Consider the following 15,176-nt stretch of genomic DNA (forward strand, 5'->3'; position numbering starts at 1 on the left):
GGTTTATGATTACACTAATCATTTTATTTTATTTAATCGTTGGAATCTATACGGGCGCTCGTAGAGGATTAACATTACAATTAGTTTATATTGCAGGTTACTTTATTACGTTTTTAGTGGCAGTATTTACTCATGAAAAGCTAGCTAAATTTTTATCAGTATTTATTCCGTATCCGTCCTATGTTCCAGGAAATCATTTAGCAATTTTTTCTCAAGAACAAGCAATGAATTTAGACCAATCATTTTATAGATTGATTTCATTTTTAGTGATTATGATTTTAGGATGGTTAGTGGTTCGTTTCCTAGGATATATTGCTAGCGAATTAACATTTTTACCGTTATTAAAACAATTTAATACGATTAGCGGTGCGGCATTAGGATTCGTTATGAACTATTTATTTATTTATTTCGTGCTTTACGCGATTGCGATGATTCCACTGGCTCCAGCACAAAAAATGATTGAAGGCGGATTGCCAAACTTTATTATTACCAAAACTCCAATTGTGACACAAATTGTTTCAAGTTGGTTATTACCTAAATAAAAACGAGAGCGTGGAACAGATTTGTTCCACGTTTTTTCAGAAAGAAGGACTGTTATGAATTCGAAAATCGAAAAGGTTTTAGAATTTGATAAAATTAGAGCCCAATTAGCAGAATATGCCACCTCCGAAAAAGGAAAGCAAATGATTAAAGAACTTCCAATAGAAGTGGAAGAAAAGGCGATTCAAAATAAAATCGAAGAAACTTCAGATGGAGTGGAACTCCTTCGTTTAAAACAAGGAATTCCGATTCCACGGTTGAAAGATATTAGTGTTGCCTTGAAACGATTGGAATTAGAAGCGGGACTGAATGGGCGCGAATTAAGTGACATTTTACGTGTGTTAACAACAACGCATGAGGTAGAACGTTTCTTTGAAAAAGTTGAAGAAGAGGAAATTTCTTTAAAGCGCATCCCTCGACTAGTTGAAAAATTAGAAAGTATTCCTGAAGTGACGAAGGAACTAGAAGCATCGATTCGAGAAGATGGATATGTATTAGATAGTGCGTCTCCTACCTTGCATGGTATTCGAGTAGGCATTCAGAAAACGGAACAAGAGATTCGTCGCCAAATGGATCAATACCTCACAGGAAAGAATGCCCAGTATTTAAGTGATACGATTATTACGATTCGTAATGACCGCTATGTACTTCCGGTAAAAGCAGAGTATAAATCTGTTTTTGGAGGTACTGTACATGACCAAAGTGCAACAGGTCAGACTCTCTTCATGGAGCCTCAAGCAGTTGTTAATTTGAATAATAAATTACGAGAATATCAAGTCCAAGAAAAGCGTGAAGTCGAACGCATTTTATGGGAACTTTCTCAAAAACTCATGCCATACACGAATTCATTGCATCAAAATCATCATGTATTAGCACGATTAGACGTAGTGAATGCAAAGGCTCAATATGCTAATAAAATAAAGGCAACAGAACCTAGTATTGACCGTCAGAATCATGTCGCGCTTTGGAAAGCATGGCATCCACTATTAGACCGGGAGAAGGCTGTGGCAAACGATATTATTCTTGGAGAAGAGTATCAAGCCATTGTTATTACAGGGCCGAATACGGGTGGGAAAACCATTCTCTTGAAGACGGTCGGTGTCATTCAACTGATGGCACAGATGGGACTGTATATTCCTGCTGGTGAAAATAGCCGAGTAAGAATCTTTACCGAGATTTTTGCAGATATTGGGGATGAACAATCGATTGAACAAAACCTATCAACGTTCTCTTCTCATATGTCGAATATCGTGTCTATTTTGAAACAAATCAACGACAAGACCTTGATTTTAATCGACGAAATTGGTTCAGGAACAGATCCACAAGAAGGCTCGTCTCTTGCAATTGCGATTCTCGATTATATTGCAAGTAAACAAAGTTATGTGATTGCCTCAACGCACTATCCTGAGTTGAAAGCATACGGTTATGACCGTCCTAAAACCATTAATGCGAGTATGGAATTTGATGGGGATACCCTTCAACCAACTTATCAACTCTTACTAGGAGTACCAGGGCGTAGTAATGCCTTTGATATTTCAAAACGTCTTGGGCTACCACCTGTCATTATCGACCAAGCGCGCGGACTTCTATCTGAAGAAGACCAAGACTTGAATGCGATGATTAGTGACTTGGAACAAAAACGTCGCCGTGCACAGCGTGATGCCGATAAGATGCGTCATCAATTAGAGTTAAGCACACAGTTATTAGAAGATTTGCAAAAGGAAACGGAACAGTTTAAAGCCAATAAAGCAAGACTTCTAGAAGAAGCCAAAGAGCGTGCTAATACTTTAATTGAACAAAGTAAGGATGATGCGGATAAAATCTTGTCTGAAATCCGCGAATTACAACTGAGAAGCAAGCAAAGTACGGTTAAAGAACACGAAATGATTGAGAAGAAGACTGCTTTGACAGACTTGAAACATGAGCAAGCCTTGAAGAAGAATAAAGTCCTTCGTAAAGAAAAAGCGAAGAAGGCGCTGCAAGTCGGACAAAGTGTCGAAGTTCTTTCATTTGGACAACGCGGAACTCTTGTTGAAAAAGTCAGTGACGAGGAATGGGTTGTTCAAATGGGGATTATCAAGATGAAGATTGCTATAGAAGACTTAGCCCCAATTGCCGAAACGCAAGAAGCCAAACAACAAGTGATTGTGAAAAGTGCTAGAAGTAGTCATGTCTCTTCAGAATTAGACTTACGTGGAAAACGATACGAAGAAGCGATGAAGGATTTAGAGTTATATCTGGATGCAGCCATTCTTGCGAACTATCCACGTGTCACGATTATTCATGGACGTGGAACAGGAGCCATCCAGCAAGGCGTTCATAAGGTGCTACGTAGCCACCGTTCTGTTGCAAGTTTTGAATTTGCGCCGATGAATACGGGTGGAAATGGAGCGACCATCGTGACCTTTAAGTAAACCGTGAGCAGAATAGTTGGTCACCTTCCGGGGTGTTGCTATACTAGGTTTATAGAAAAAGGAAAGGATGATTCGAATGGTAAAATCATTAACAGATAAAAACTTTGTAGAAGAAACTAAAGATGGAGTTGTTTTAGTAGATTTTTGGGCTACATGGTGTGGACCATGTCGTATGCAAGGACCAGTTATTGACCAATTAGACGAGGAAATGGGAGACAAAGTAACTTTCACTAAAGTGGATGTGGACGAAAACCCTGAAACCGCTCGTGCTTTTGGGATTATGAGCATTCCAACTTTATTAATCAAAAAAGATGGAGAAGTGGTTAATAAAGTAGTTGGCTACCATGCTAAAGAACAATTAGAAGAATTGTTAGCACAATATTTATAAAATCATATTTTTGAAGGAGTGATGAAGCAAGGAGAACCCTTGTTTTATCACTCCTTTTTTTATTTTCAAAATAATTAAAAAAAAGTGTTGACAAAATAGTTTTTTAGTTTTATAGTTAATTACACAAGTAACTAACCAACAAACATAAAACTTAAAGGAGGTGCGTTATGAAATTTGATTTTCAAAGTGATATCCCGTTATTTCAACAAGTAGCCAATCAACTAGAAGAAGAAATCTTCCATGAAGTCTACAAAGAAGGAGATCAAGTACCGTCGACAACTGAGATTTCCACAGGGTATCAAATCAATCCAGCAACAGTATTGAAAGGAATGAACTTACTCGTGAGCGAACAAGTATTAGAAAAAAGAAGAGGCCTTGGAACGTTTGTAGCAGAAGGGGCAAGAAAAATTATTCTAAGCAAAAAGCAAAATGAATTTGCGAATCAGATGGTCCCAAATTTTTTAAAAGAAGCGCAAGCACTAGGAATTACAAAAGAAGAATTAGTTAAAATTATCGAAGGAGGGTTCCAATAATGAGTATTGAAGTCAAAGATTTAAAGAAGAAGTATTTCAAAAAAGAAGCGGTGAAAGGAGCAACGTTCACGATTGAACCAGAAAGTATTATCGGGTTACTTGGACGAAATGGTGCCGGAAAGAGTACAGTGCTGAATATGATTGCTCGCCGTATCGAAAAGACAAGCGGGGACATCACTCTTGATGGGGTTGACCTTCATAAGAATCCAAATGCGATGCATGAAGTGTACTTATCCAGTTCGGATAACTGGTTCCCTCAAGAATATAAATTCAAAGATCTCCTTGCTATCTATCAAGGGACTTACCCAGAATTTGATATGGAATTTGCCCAAGACCTCATCAAAGTGTTCGATGTGAAGGTGAAAGAAAAATACTCAAAAGCTTCAACAGGGTATAAAAGTATCATGAAAATTATCCTAGCGCTTGCCAACCCTAGCGAATACATCTTCTTAGATGAACCAGTACTTGGACTGGATGCGAACCACCGCCAACTTTTCAATAAGAAGTTGCTTGAAGCGTATGCGCGCCGTCCTCGTACATTTGTGATTGCAACCCATTTAATCGAAGAAGTAGCCTCAATTTTAGAAAAAGTCATTGTGATTAAAGACGGAGTAGTGACAGAAGAAGTACTGGTCGAAGATGTTCTTCGTAAAGGATACGTCGTTAGTGGAGCGTCTCCATTAGTACAAGAATATGTGGCCGGTAAAAAGATTCTTGAAACAGATCAAATCGGAAACCATACAAGAAGCGTAGTGATTGGGCCTAAGGAAGAAGCACAACCTGGATTAGAGTTTTCTCCATTAACCTTACAAGATTACTTTATCTCAATCACTCGAAAGGAGAATGAATAAGATGAACCGTTTATTATCAGTTGTCAGCATGGGATTAGCAAGAAGATGGAAAACAATTTTAATGTTCTTAGGAATTTGGTGGATTATTACAAGTTTCTTAATGAAGATTTTTGCAAATGGGGACTTTAGCACATTCGGTACTTATTTCCCAATTTACTTTGATAATGAAATTGCATTGATTATCTTAATCATTGGGATTGGCTATATCGTTGAACAATTCCGTCTAGAAAGTCAATTAGGATTAACAAGAAAAGAACAAATCGAAAGCTTATTCATCCAAACGCTTGTCGATTCTGGAATCATCACTTTGATTTACGCCTTATTACTTTCATTAAGAAGTGGAGTTTCATTGGGCTCAGTAACCATTCAATCGCACTTAGGAGACCTATCTAATCCAGAAAATATTGTGATTAGCATCGCAGTCTTTTTCGTGAAAGTCGTTCTAATTCACCTAATCGCAAATGTTCTTGGAATTGTGCTTAATAAATTTAATCAAAAAACAGGAATCTATGGACTAGGCCTAGTGTTCTTGATTACTGCATTAATTGGAGGAAGTTTTACTCGCCAAATTAGTGATGGCCAAATGCCAGGTTTTGTAACAGCTTTTCTAGAATTTCTTAATATCATTACAACACATAAAGTGGAATCCATTTCTATCGCATTAGTGATTCTAGTGGCACTTCAAATCCTCGTTACAAGAAAACACCAAAGCATCACTCCAGAATAAAATCTATCCCAGAACTCCTGCACTCAGGAGTTCTTTTTGTTTTGGGCGGAGGTTTTTCCCCTTTCTTTTTTTGGTCTATTAATCGTACTTCAAAAAAGTTGAATGCACCAATGTTTGAATGAAAAGGCTAGAGGAGTCAAACGGAGTGCCTACCGGATTCTATAGTGTGAGTAATAGCGAGTATAACTGATGCGAATTAGCAGTAGTTAGGAATTTATTCCTTACTACTGCTTTGAGGCTCAGTAGGTGAGAGACCACGGCTCGAACCGCTACAGCTATTACAAACACTATGAAGATATCCGATAAAAGCACGCAGTGCAGACTCTCCAAAGCCTTTTCATTCAAACATTGAAGGTGTTTAAAAGGTATTTATTGGTTGGTTAACTTTTTCATAAACAAAACCACATTTGAATCAGCGTCACGCGAACTATGGTATACTATAGAAGACAAAAGATAGAGAGGTTGGCAAAATATGAAAAGACCAATTGGATTTATTGATTCTGGTGTTGGAGGCTTAACGGTTCTCAAAGAAGCCTTAAAACAATTACCAAACGAATCAATGATCTTCTTAGGAGATTCTGCTCGTTGCCCATATGGGACAAGACCGAAAGAAGAGATTCGCCAATATACGTTGGAAATGGTGCAATTTTTACTACAAAAGAATATAAAAATGCTGGTCATTGCCTGTAATACGGCTACAGCAGTCGTCTTAGAGGAATTACAACAAACTTTAGAGATTCCGGTGGTGGGAGTGATTCAACCAGGAAGCTTGGCGGCTATCAAGCAAACATCTAATGACCGAATCGGAGTATTGGGGACGAATGCTACCATTTCAAGTAAAGTGTATCCAAAAACAATGCATGACAAGAATAAGAACATTCAAGTATTTGATATTGCTTGTCCAAACTTTGTTCCACTTGTCGAAAATAATCAATCGGACACCCCAGAAGCTTGGGAAATTGTAAATGAAACCCTCAAACCATTAGAAGGAACCAATGTAGATACAGTAATTTTGGGTTGTACACATTATCCGCTTTTAAGAAAAACGATTCAAAAAGTTGTTGGAAATCAAGTTTCCTTGATTGATTCAGGTGCAGAAACGGTTTCTAGTGTGAGTGCTCTTTTAGATTATTGTAAGCTCAGTGAAACTCCTGAAACCAATCCAAATCCTACTTTAGAAATTTATACAACGGGAGATGCAACACTTTTTGAAGAGATTGCTGAAAATTGGCTCCATAGAAAAAGATTAGAGGTGAAGAGGGTGACTTTAGAGGAAAAATTAACGCCTATTCAACTTGACAAAGAAATTGTTATTGCAACGAATAATGTTGGAAAAGCAAAAGAATTTGCCAAAATTTTTGAACCAAAGGGCTATAAGGTTAAAACCTTAAAAGATTTCCCAGAATTAGATGAAGTAGAAGAAACAGGAACGACTTTTGAGGAAAATGCGAGACTGAAAGCAGAAACGATTGCGAATGCTTTACAAACAATTGTTTTAGCAGATGATTCAGGACTTTGTGTAGATGCCCTAGAAGGACTTCCAGGAGTTTATTCAGCCAGATTTGCGGGAGAAGCGAAGAATGATGCGGCTAATAATGCAAAACTGTTATCAGAACTAGGTGGACTTAAAGGAAAGGAAAGGGCAGCTCATTTCACGTGTTGTTTAGTATTGGCAGCGCCTTTTCAGGAATCACTTGTAGTACAGGCAGAATGTCACGGAGAAATTGCTACTTTACCGTCAGGAGACAGTGGATTTGGTTATGATCCATTATTTTTAGTGCCAGAGTACCAAAAAACATTTGCAGAACTAGGAATGGATATCAAAAATAAAATTAGCCACCGCGCAAAAGCGATTGAATTATTGGTTGGAAAATGGGAACAATGGACAAACTCTTTAGGAGATGTGGAGGAAACCGAATGAAAATAGTCATTGTCAGTGATAATCATGGTCAAGAGTTGACGCTCAAGAAAATTTTTGATCATTTTTCTGGAGAAAAAGTAACTTTTGTTCATACAGGGGATTCTGAGTTTCCTTATAAGGATGGATTATTATCTCATTGTGTGAGAGTTACAGGAAATTGTGATTATGATATCGAGTATCCTGAGTTTGAGGTGTTTGAAGTAGAAGGCATTACGTTCTTTGTCACTCATGGGCATCATCAATATGTAAATGCTGGAAGAGAGTATTTAGCAAATATGGCTAAAGAAAAAGGGGCTAGTATAGCTTTGTACGGGCACACTCATAAGCTTAATGCAGAGACTGTTGATGGAGTTTTATGTATTAATTCAGGATCAACGAATTTTCCAAGAGGGACTTATGCAGGAACAGCGAGCTATGCTGTATTAGAGATTTTATCAAAAGAACGAATTCGTTTAACGTATTATACGACGAAGCATGAAGTATTAGATGATTTAGTTTTAAACTATACTTGGAGCCCTGAAGGAGGTTATACGCTTGATTCATAAGAGAATACAAGAATTATTATTGGAAAACCGAGAGCAGCTCTTTATTGATGCTGAGAATGTAGCGATTCTACAAGAAGACCATACATTAGAGCATGCCATGTTAGTTCTTACGAATGTACGATATTCTTTAATTCCTGTTTTGAATAAAGAAAATCAAATTGTCGGCTTAGTGTCTTTAGCGATGATTTTGCAGAAGATTACTGGAGTCGAGCAAATTCATATGAATCAACTCAGTAAGTATAAAGTTCGTGATGTCATGAAGACGGAGTTTCCAACGATTTTCGTTGATACGGATATGGAAGATGTATTGAGGGATTTAGTGGATCAAAGTTTTATTTGTATTACAAATGAAAACCAAGAATTTTTAGGAATTGTGACTAGAAAAGAAGTATTGAAACGCATTAATTTCATGGTTCATGAATTAACTAGAGAATTTGATTTAGTTGAAAAATAAAAAAGAAGGCGAAAATTTTTCGCCTTCTTTTATTTTGTCAGATAGGGAATTGTTGGAGTCGAAAGGTCAATTCCTTTTTTTAATAATGCTTCTTGATATAAAGTTAAGTATTTTTGATAAGTTGCATGTTGCAATCCATTCTTCGTCATGATAGAAATCGTGAAGACAAATTGTCCAGTTGGTTTTGTTTGAGGGCCTACAATATTTGGGGCAGAAGCTAGAGCCTCATCCGATTTAGCATATCGAGTATTAACGGCTTCGATGGTTTCATAGACCGTTTTTAAATCAACATTACTATTGAGTGGAAGTTCGATTAAAGCTCTCATATTTCCTCTAGACTGGTTACTAACGATGGTAATGTTGCGATTGGGAATGTAATGCAGGGTTCCATCATATCCTCGAACTTGGGTTGTACGAACGCCAACGCTCGCAATCGTTCCAGAGATGGTATTAATTAAAACAGCATCCCCGACTTCAAATTGACGTTCCATTAAGATAAACAATCCATTGATGACATCTGATAAGAAACCTTGTGCTCCTAGTCCTAAAGCAACCCCAGCAATTCCGGCACCTGCTAGTAAACTAGAAATTGGGACTCCGATAATCGAAAGAATCCAATAAATCAAAATGAAATATAAGAAATAATCCAACATATTCTCTAATAATTTAAGAATGGTTTTCTTGCGACTTTCCGATTGAGTAGAGACTCTCATAGAAGAGAGAATGGTTTTCTTAAAAAGAAAATGAGCTAGTTTTTTTCCTAAATAAAATAGTAAGAATAAAATAATGAGTGAGAGTAGTTTAGTAAAGAGAGTAGATAAAATAGATTCCCATTCAATCCCATTCCAATAATTGATAAAGAAATTAGAGATGGAATCGAACCATAAAAATACACGCATAATCAGTCTTCCTTTAAAATTGAATACAATTAGTGTAGCATACAAAAAAAACGAATGAAAGAGATTCATTTTACAAAGAATTTGATGGTAATTTTAAAGGGATAGTGTTATGATTGAATCATACTAGAAGATTGGAGGAATGGCTCAATGACAGGTATTGAGATTGCTGCATTAATAGCTGCATGTGCTTTATTAGCCTTAGTAGTTTTTGTGATTGTCAAAGTATCACCGATTTTATCAAAATTAAATAAAACCGTTGAGAACATGAATCATTCATTAGAGATTATTACTAAAGATGTAGACAGCCTCTCAATTGAAGTAGAGGGGTTATTAAGTAAAGCCAATGTATTGGTGGATGATATCAATGGTAAATTAAAAGCCACTGATCCATTGTTTACTGCAGCTGGAGATTTAGGTGTGACAATTTCAGATGTAAATGCATCTTCACGAAATCTAGCAACAAAAGCAGTAAAACTTTCTAAAACGAGTCGTGTAGCCACGGCAGTTAACTTCGGAAGAGCATTTTTTTCCAAAAAGAAAAAAATATAATTAATGAAATGGAGTGTTGAACATGAGTAAAAAATGCGGATTTTTATTAGGGGCATTAATCGGGGGAACAGCAGCAGCAGTAACTGCATTGCTATTTGCACCAAAATCAGGAAAAGAATTACGTGAAGATTTAGCAAAAGAAGCTGGTCGTTATAAAGAACAACTGTCAGAATATGGTGAAATTGCTTTAGCAAAAGGAGCAGAATTCACTGAAGTTGCCAAAGCTTCAACTCAAGATATTCGTATTAACTTACAAGAACAAGCTTCTCATCTAAAAGAACAAGTTTCTAAACATACTGAAAACTTAAAAGACCAATTCAACGAAACAGTTGATAAAGTAAAAGAAAACTTCTCAAAACAAAAAGAAGAGTCAGCTGAAGTGGTTGCTGAATTAGCAGAAGATGTAAAAGAAAAAGCTCAAGATGTGAAAGAAGAAGCTAAAAAAGAAGCAAAATAATGCACACTTAAAAAGACTGGGAAATTTCCCAGTCTTTTTGCTTGTCTAAAAGTCATATTTTACTTTAGTGAAGAGTTTTGAACCATTTTCGGTAACAGCTAAACAGTCTTCGATACGAACACCGAAGTCAGCTGAAATATAAACACCCGGTTCTACAGAGAAACACATACCTTCAACGAGTTCCATATCATTTCCTTCCATGATTGAAGGAAATTCATGTACGCTTTGGCCAATCCCGTGTCCAAGGCGGTGGATGAAGTACTCACCGTATCCAGCTTCTGTAATAATATCACGAGCGATTTTATCAATTTGGCTTGCTTTCATCCCTGGTTTTACAGCTGCGATGGCTGTATCATGCGCTTTTTGAACGATATCATAGATTTTTTGATGGCGTGGATTTTTTTCCTGGCTATTTCCAAAGAAGACGGTACGTGTAATGTCACTTGCGTACCCATCTACCATTGTACCAAGGTCAAATAGAACCCATTCATTTTCTTTAAGGGTGCGGTCTCCAGGTTCACCGTGAGGATCTGCCGCGTGATCTCCAAAGAGCACCATGGTATCAAAGCTCATCTGAGAGACGCCGAGTTTTTTCATTTCAAATTCGATGATGGCTACCACTTCACGTTCGCTGATGCCTACTTTTAAGGCGTTCTTTCCGATTTCAATCGCTTTGTCAGCAAAGGTTCCAGAGTAGACGAGTTTTTCAACGGCTTCTTGATCTTTTACAAGACGAAGTTGTTGAACGATTGGCGTTAAATCTACAGAAAAATGAACATCTTTAAAATGCTTTTGAACTTGTTCTGCTGCAAAAAGAGAGAAGTCCACTTTTTCTACAGCGAAATTTGGCTCTGCAGGGAAGTGTTCTTTAATCGCATCTGATAGGAGCTTCCATCCATCTTCATGATCGTGATAACTTTTCACGATAAAATCTGGTTCCGCTTTTTGAGCGACTTGATGCTCTAATGCTGGAACAAATAATAGTGGGGTAGAGCTGGGTGAGTAGACAAGAGCCACAATCCGCTCATGAGGATCTGTTGAAAAATTCGTTAAAAGACGAATGGTTTCAGGATTTTGGATTAGAGCAATCGGATTGTTTTGTTTTGATAATTCAGTTTCTAGTTGTTTGAAAGTAGGGTTTAAATTCATATTGATCATCTCCTTAAAACTATTGTAGCATACTTATCGTATCAAGAATGTAAATAGTTTCAAAAAGTTTTTGAAAATTTTCGTTAAACGCTTGCATTAATTTTATGAAAGTGCTACCCTAATGATAGATGAAAAGATGCACAAAGGAGATTTGTAGATGGAAAAGCAAACAATTACGATTTATGATGTTGCGCGTGAAGCGAATGTATCCATGGCTACAGTATCGCGTGTTGTTAATGGAAATCCAAACGTTAAACCAGCAACTCGTAAGAGAGTTTTAGATGTAATTGACGAATTGGATTATCGTCCAAATGCCGTTGCGCGTGGGTTAGCGAGTAAAAAAACAACGACTGTGGGAGTTATTATTCCTGATGTTACAAACCTTTATTTTGCTAGTTTAGCTCGTGGGATTGATGACATTGCTACAATGTATAAATATAACATCATTTTAGCAAACTCAGACCAAAATAATCATAAAGAAATTCAAGTGTTAAATACTTTATTCTCTAAACAAGTAGATGGGATTTTATATATGGGAAACCATCTAACCCCTGAATTACGTACTGAAATTGTTCGTTCAAAAACACCGATTGTGTTAGCAGGAACGATGGATGCAGAACACGAAATTGCTTCAGTAAATATTGATTTCAATGAAGCAACAAAAGAAGTAGTGGAAACATTAATTGAGAATGGACATAAGAAAATTGCTTTTGTCACTGCTGCAATGAAAAATGTGGCTTCAGTTGATTTCCGTTTAGAAGGATATAAAGCAGCTTTAGAAAGAGCAGGAATTAAATTCGATGAAAAATTGGTTTATGAAGTTCCATTAACGTATCATGCAGGGGAGTCTGTAGCTGAACGTATCCATAAAGCAGGTGCGACTGCTGCGGTGGTAACTGATGACGAAACTTCAGTAGGATTATTAAATGGATTAATCGATTTAGGCGTTAAAGTTCCTGAAAAATTTGAATTGGTTTCAAGCAACAATTCTAAATTAACGAAAATGACTCGTCCAATTCTTTCAACGATTGCACCTCCTTTATATGATATTGGTGCCGTTGCGATGCGTCTTTTAACAAAGATTATGAATAAAGAAGAAATCGTAGAGTCTGAAATTACATTACCATACAAGATTGAATGGAGAAATACCACTAAATAAGTAGTGTTAAATTTACAAATTCCACAATAAAAAGGCTGGACAATGTCCAGCCTTTTTTATTAGTTTGATCTAGTCGTTTGACTTGAAGGGGATTGAGTTGTTTCCTCTTTCTTCTCATTTCTCTTCTCATCTTTCTTGTTATCTTTTTTCTCATCTTTCTTAGGAGTGGCTTTATTCCAGAAGTTATTCATTTCTTCAGGAGTAGCACCAATAGCGAAGTTGTAGAAAGGATTCATCGGAGGGAAATCCTTCTTGAACCAGTCGGTTGTCATTCCGCCACTAATCGAGTAGGTTCTGCCGTTTTCAGCTTTGAACGTTCCAGCTTTCGTACCTGTTGTGGATACGACAGAATCACGATAAACAGAATCCGGTTGTTTAAAGGTTGTTTCCTTACCAATTAATTCAGGATTTGCTTCATAAGCTGCCTTCATTAAGTAAGTCCATTGACGTTGACTTCTAGTAGTTGGTTCTCCGTATCCATCACCAGCAGTAATAGAATATCGGGCATTATAGAAGTTATCGTATCCAATCCAAGAACCTAACGTTACTGTTGGCGTATAAGCGACGAACCAGTTATCAATTTCATTTTCAGAAGTACCAGTTTTACCTGCTAAGTCTGAACTGAAGCCCATATTTCCCTTCATATTGTAAAATTGAGCCGAATTTGCGATATCTTGAAGCATATTTGTTGTTAAATAAGACGTCGCTTCAGAGAAGACACGTTCTTTTTTGTCTTCGTGTTGATAGACAACATTTCCTCTGGAATCTTCAATTTTCTCGATTAAGTAGGCATCGTGGTGTTCCCCACCGTTTGCTAAGGTAGAGAAGGCACTTGTTTGTTCTAAAACAGTCGGGCCCGTTCGAGTCCCCCCAATTGAGAGGGCGATATTTTGATACTCATCATCAGTAATCCCTTTGATGCCCATCTTCTTCAAGTATTCACCTGCGTTAATGCCTTTTTGAAGCATTGTTTGGTAAATCTTGATAACAGGATTGTTAAACGAACGGAATAGTGCATAACGAACTGTTAGGAATTGGTTCGTTATTGTGTTTCCGTAGTTTGTTGGTTGCCAGTAAGTACCATTTCCTTGAGGAATACTTACTTTAGTATCTGGAACAATACTTGCAGGATAAATCAGATTATTTTCAATAGCAGGAGCATAAACCAAGATTGGTTTAATAGTTGATCCTGGTGAACGGTGCGTAGTAAACGCGTGGTCTACTTGGTTTGATTCGAAATCTCGACCAGCAACAAATCCAAGAATACGACCTGTTTTATTTTCAATCATAACCGCTCCATTTTGAGCAGCTTCTGTTTGTGTTTTTGTTTCTCCGGTATTTTGATCAACATATTGTGTATTATACGTTGGACCAATTTGGTTTCCATAATCTGCAATGGCTTTTTGCATTGCGTCATAGACTTTTTGATCAATGGTTGAGGTGACCTTGTACCCGGAGGAACTTAGCTTACGACTAGCTTCATCGTAATATTTGCTGTAAAGCTCTGAGTCATTACGAACTTCATCATACGTTAATTTATTCTTTTGAGCTGCTTTAGTAATGAGGACTTTAATCGCTTCACGGTTTACAGCTTGATATAGATAAGATTGTCTATCTGAAGAAATTTCTTTTGGCGGAAGGAAGTCCTTTGTAATGTCATACGCAAGAGCTTCTTCGTATTGTTGTTTTGTAATCTTATTTTCACGATACATACTAAAGAGAACAAATTTCATACGTTCAATACCCGCAGAAGTATCTTCTTTTAACGTAGCTTGGTTTGTATAAGGAGTATACACAATCGGATTTTGTGGCATCCCGACAAGATAAGCAGCTTGTGGTAGGGTTAAATCTTTTGCGGCCACTCCGAAAACACCTTGAGCAGCTTCTTCGATTCCGGCAATATTTAATCCATTATGATTTCGACCAAAGGAAGAAACGTTTAAGTAAGCTTCTAAAATTTGATCTTTCGTAAAGTGTTTTTCAAGACGTAATGCGTATAAAATTTCATTGGCTTTCCGTTTGAAAGTGACTTCACTCGTCAAAATTTGTTGCTTAATTAATTGTTGCGTAAGGGTGGAACCACCTGTTGCGCCTGATCCAGAAGAAACAGCTTCTTGGAGAATAGCACGAAGTAAAGCTTTTGGTACGATTCCATTGTGTTCGTAGAATGAACTATCTTCTGTTGCGATAATTCCATCAATCACGTATTGAGAAATTTCTGATAGAGGTTTTACAATTCGTAGTTCATCAGAATTCACATCTGAAATTTTTGTACCGTCACTATAATGGAAACTAGAGATCAAATTAAGATTTCCAATTGCGTCACTCATTTGTTCTTGGGTAAGGGGCTCTTCATTGGAAGTCAAACTTGCAAAATATCCTAATCCAATTCCACCACCAAATATTCCTAATAGCATTAAGAATAAAATCGCAATTACAAAAATATTTTTTAGAACTGAATAAGCAATGTTAAAAATAAATCGAATATTTTTCAATATAGGTTTATTCCAAAAAGTTAGTAGAGCCTCGCGCCAATCTGGAGTTTGGTTCTGAACTGACATAATTTCAACTCTTTTCGTTTATACATATT

Annotated in this window: 15 protein-coding genes; 12 read left to right on the forward strand and 3 right to left on the reverse strand. The window is 37.0% G+C overall.

Going from position 1 to position 15,176, the window contains the following annotated elements:
- Nucleotides 1-5: 5 nt before the first annotated feature.
- The 9 genes from Q0594_RS05540 to cbpB all read left to right on the forward strand — a co-directional run bounded on the left by Q0594_RS05540 (nucleotide 6) and on the right by cbpB (nucleotide 8,373).
- Nucleotides 6-542 (forward strand): CvpA family protein, encoded by a 537-nt coding sequence (locus tag Q0594_RS05540; protein ID WP_298730342.1) that lies wholly within the window; start codon nucleotides 6-8, stop codon nucleotides 540-542.
- A 54-nt stretch (nucleotides 543-596) separates the two neighbouring features.
- Nucleotides 597-2,954, forward strand: a complete 2,358-nt coding sequence (locus tag Q0594_RS05545; protein WP_298730344.1) for an endonuclease MutS2 — start codon at nucleotides 597-599, stop codon at nucleotides 2,952-2,954.
- Between the two features lie 76 nt (nucleotides 2,955-3,030).
- A complete protein-coding gene (trxA, locus tag Q0594_RS05550) occupies nucleotides 3,031-3,342 on the forward strand; it encodes a thioredoxin (protein ID WP_039849092.1) in 312 nt (103 codons plus the stop codon).
- 167 nt (nucleotides 3,343-3,509) lie between these two features.
- Complete coding sequence (locus Q0594_RS05555) at nucleotides 3,510-3,875, forward strand: GntR family transcriptional regulator (RefSeq protein ID WP_298730346.1); 366 nt, start codon at nucleotides 3,510-3,512, stop codon at nucleotides 3,873-3,875.
- Entirely contained in the window at nucleotides 3,875-4,726 is an 852-nt protein-coding gene (locus Q0594_RS05560) for an ABC transporter ATP-binding protein (RefSeq protein WP_298730348.1), read from the forward strand. Before Q0594_RS05555 ends, Q0594_RS05560 begins: the two co-directional genes overlap by 1 nt.
- Nucleotide 4,727: 1 nt before the next feature.
- Nucleotides 4,728-5,453, forward strand: a complete 726-nt coding sequence (locus tag Q0594_RS05565) for a hypothetical protein (RefSeq protein WP_298730350.1) — start codon at nucleotides 4,728-4,730, stop codon at nucleotides 5,451-5,453.
- A 472-nt stretch (nucleotides 5,454-5,925) separates the two neighbouring features.
- The gene (gene racE, locus Q0594_RS05570) at nucleotides 5,926-7,374 is read left to right on the forward strand and encodes a glutamate racemase (protein ID WP_298730351.1); all 1,449 of its coding nucleotides are present in this window, start codon (nucleotides 5,926-5,928) and stop codon (nucleotides 7,372-7,374) included.
- Complete coding sequence (locus tag Q0594_RS05575; RefSeq protein WP_298730353.1) at nucleotides 7,371-7,919, forward strand: metallophosphoesterase; 549 nt, start codon at nucleotides 7,371-7,373, stop codon at nucleotides 7,917-7,919. The genes racE and Q0594_RS05575 overlap by 4 nt, the downstream gene beginning before the upstream one ends.
- Nucleotides 7,909-8,373, forward strand: coding sequence for a cyclic-di-AMP-binding protein CbpB (gene cbpB / locus Q0594_RS05580; RefSeq protein WP_049555246.1), 465 nt, complete (start codon nucleotides 7,909-7,911; stop codon nucleotides 8,371-8,373). Before Q0594_RS05575 ends, cbpB begins: the two co-directional genes overlap by 11 nt.
- 29 nt (nucleotides 8,374-8,402) lie before the next feature.
- Here cbpB and Q0594_RS05585 read toward each other — a convergent pair whose 3' ends face one another.
- Complete coding sequence (locus Q0594_RS05585; protein ID WP_298730355.1) at nucleotides 8,403-9,272, reverse strand: mechanosensitive ion channel domain-containing protein; 870 nt, start codon at nucleotides 9,270-9,272, stop codon at nucleotides 8,403-8,405.
- Between the two features lie 147 nt (nucleotides 9,273-9,419).
- Here Q0594_RS05585 and Q0594_RS05590 point away from each other — a divergent pair, with 147 nt between their 5' ends.
- Nucleotides 9,420-9,821, forward strand: a complete 402-nt coding sequence (locus tag Q0594_RS05590) for a DUF948 domain-containing protein (protein WP_005606742.1) — start codon at nucleotides 9,420-9,422, stop codon at nucleotides 9,819-9,821.
- A 22-nt stretch (nucleotides 9,822-9,843) separates the two neighbouring features.
- Nucleotides 9,844-10,278, forward strand: a complete 435-nt coding sequence (locus Q0594_RS05595) for a YtxH domain-containing protein (protein ID WP_204703694.1) — start codon at nucleotides 9,844-9,846, stop codon at nucleotides 10,276-10,278.
- A 45-nt stretch (nucleotides 10,279-10,323) separates the two neighbouring features.
- Here the strand turns inward: Q0594_RS05595 and Q0594_RS05600 are convergent, their stop codons facing one another.
- A complete protein-coding gene (locus Q0594_RS05600; protein ID WP_298730357.1) occupies nucleotides 10,324-11,427 on the reverse strand; it encodes an aminopeptidase P family protein in 1,104 nt (367 codons plus the stop codon).
- A 157-nt stretch (nucleotides 11,428-11,584) separates the two neighbouring features.
- Here Q0594_RS05600 and ccpA point away from each other — a divergent pair, with 157 nt between their 5' ends.
- A complete protein-coding gene (ccpA, locus tag Q0594_RS05605; protein ID WP_298730358.1) occupies nucleotides 11,585-12,586 on the forward strand; it encodes a catabolite control protein A in 1,002 nt (333 codons plus the stop codon).
- A gap of 59 nt (nucleotides 12,587-12,645) precedes the next feature.
- Here ccpA and Q0594_RS05610 read toward each other — a convergent pair whose 3' ends face one another.
- A complete protein-coding gene (locus Q0594_RS05610) occupies nucleotides 12,646-15,147 on the reverse strand; it encodes a transglycosylase domain-containing protein (protein ID WP_298730360.1) in 2,502 nt (833 codons plus the stop codon).
- Between the last annotated feature and the right edge of the window lie 29 nt (nucleotides 15,148-15,176).

Origin of the sequence: uncultured Granulicatella sp., assembly GCF_938030755.1 — a bacterium.
GTDB lineage: Bacteria > Bacillota > Bacilli > Lactobacillales > Aerococcaceae > Granulicatella.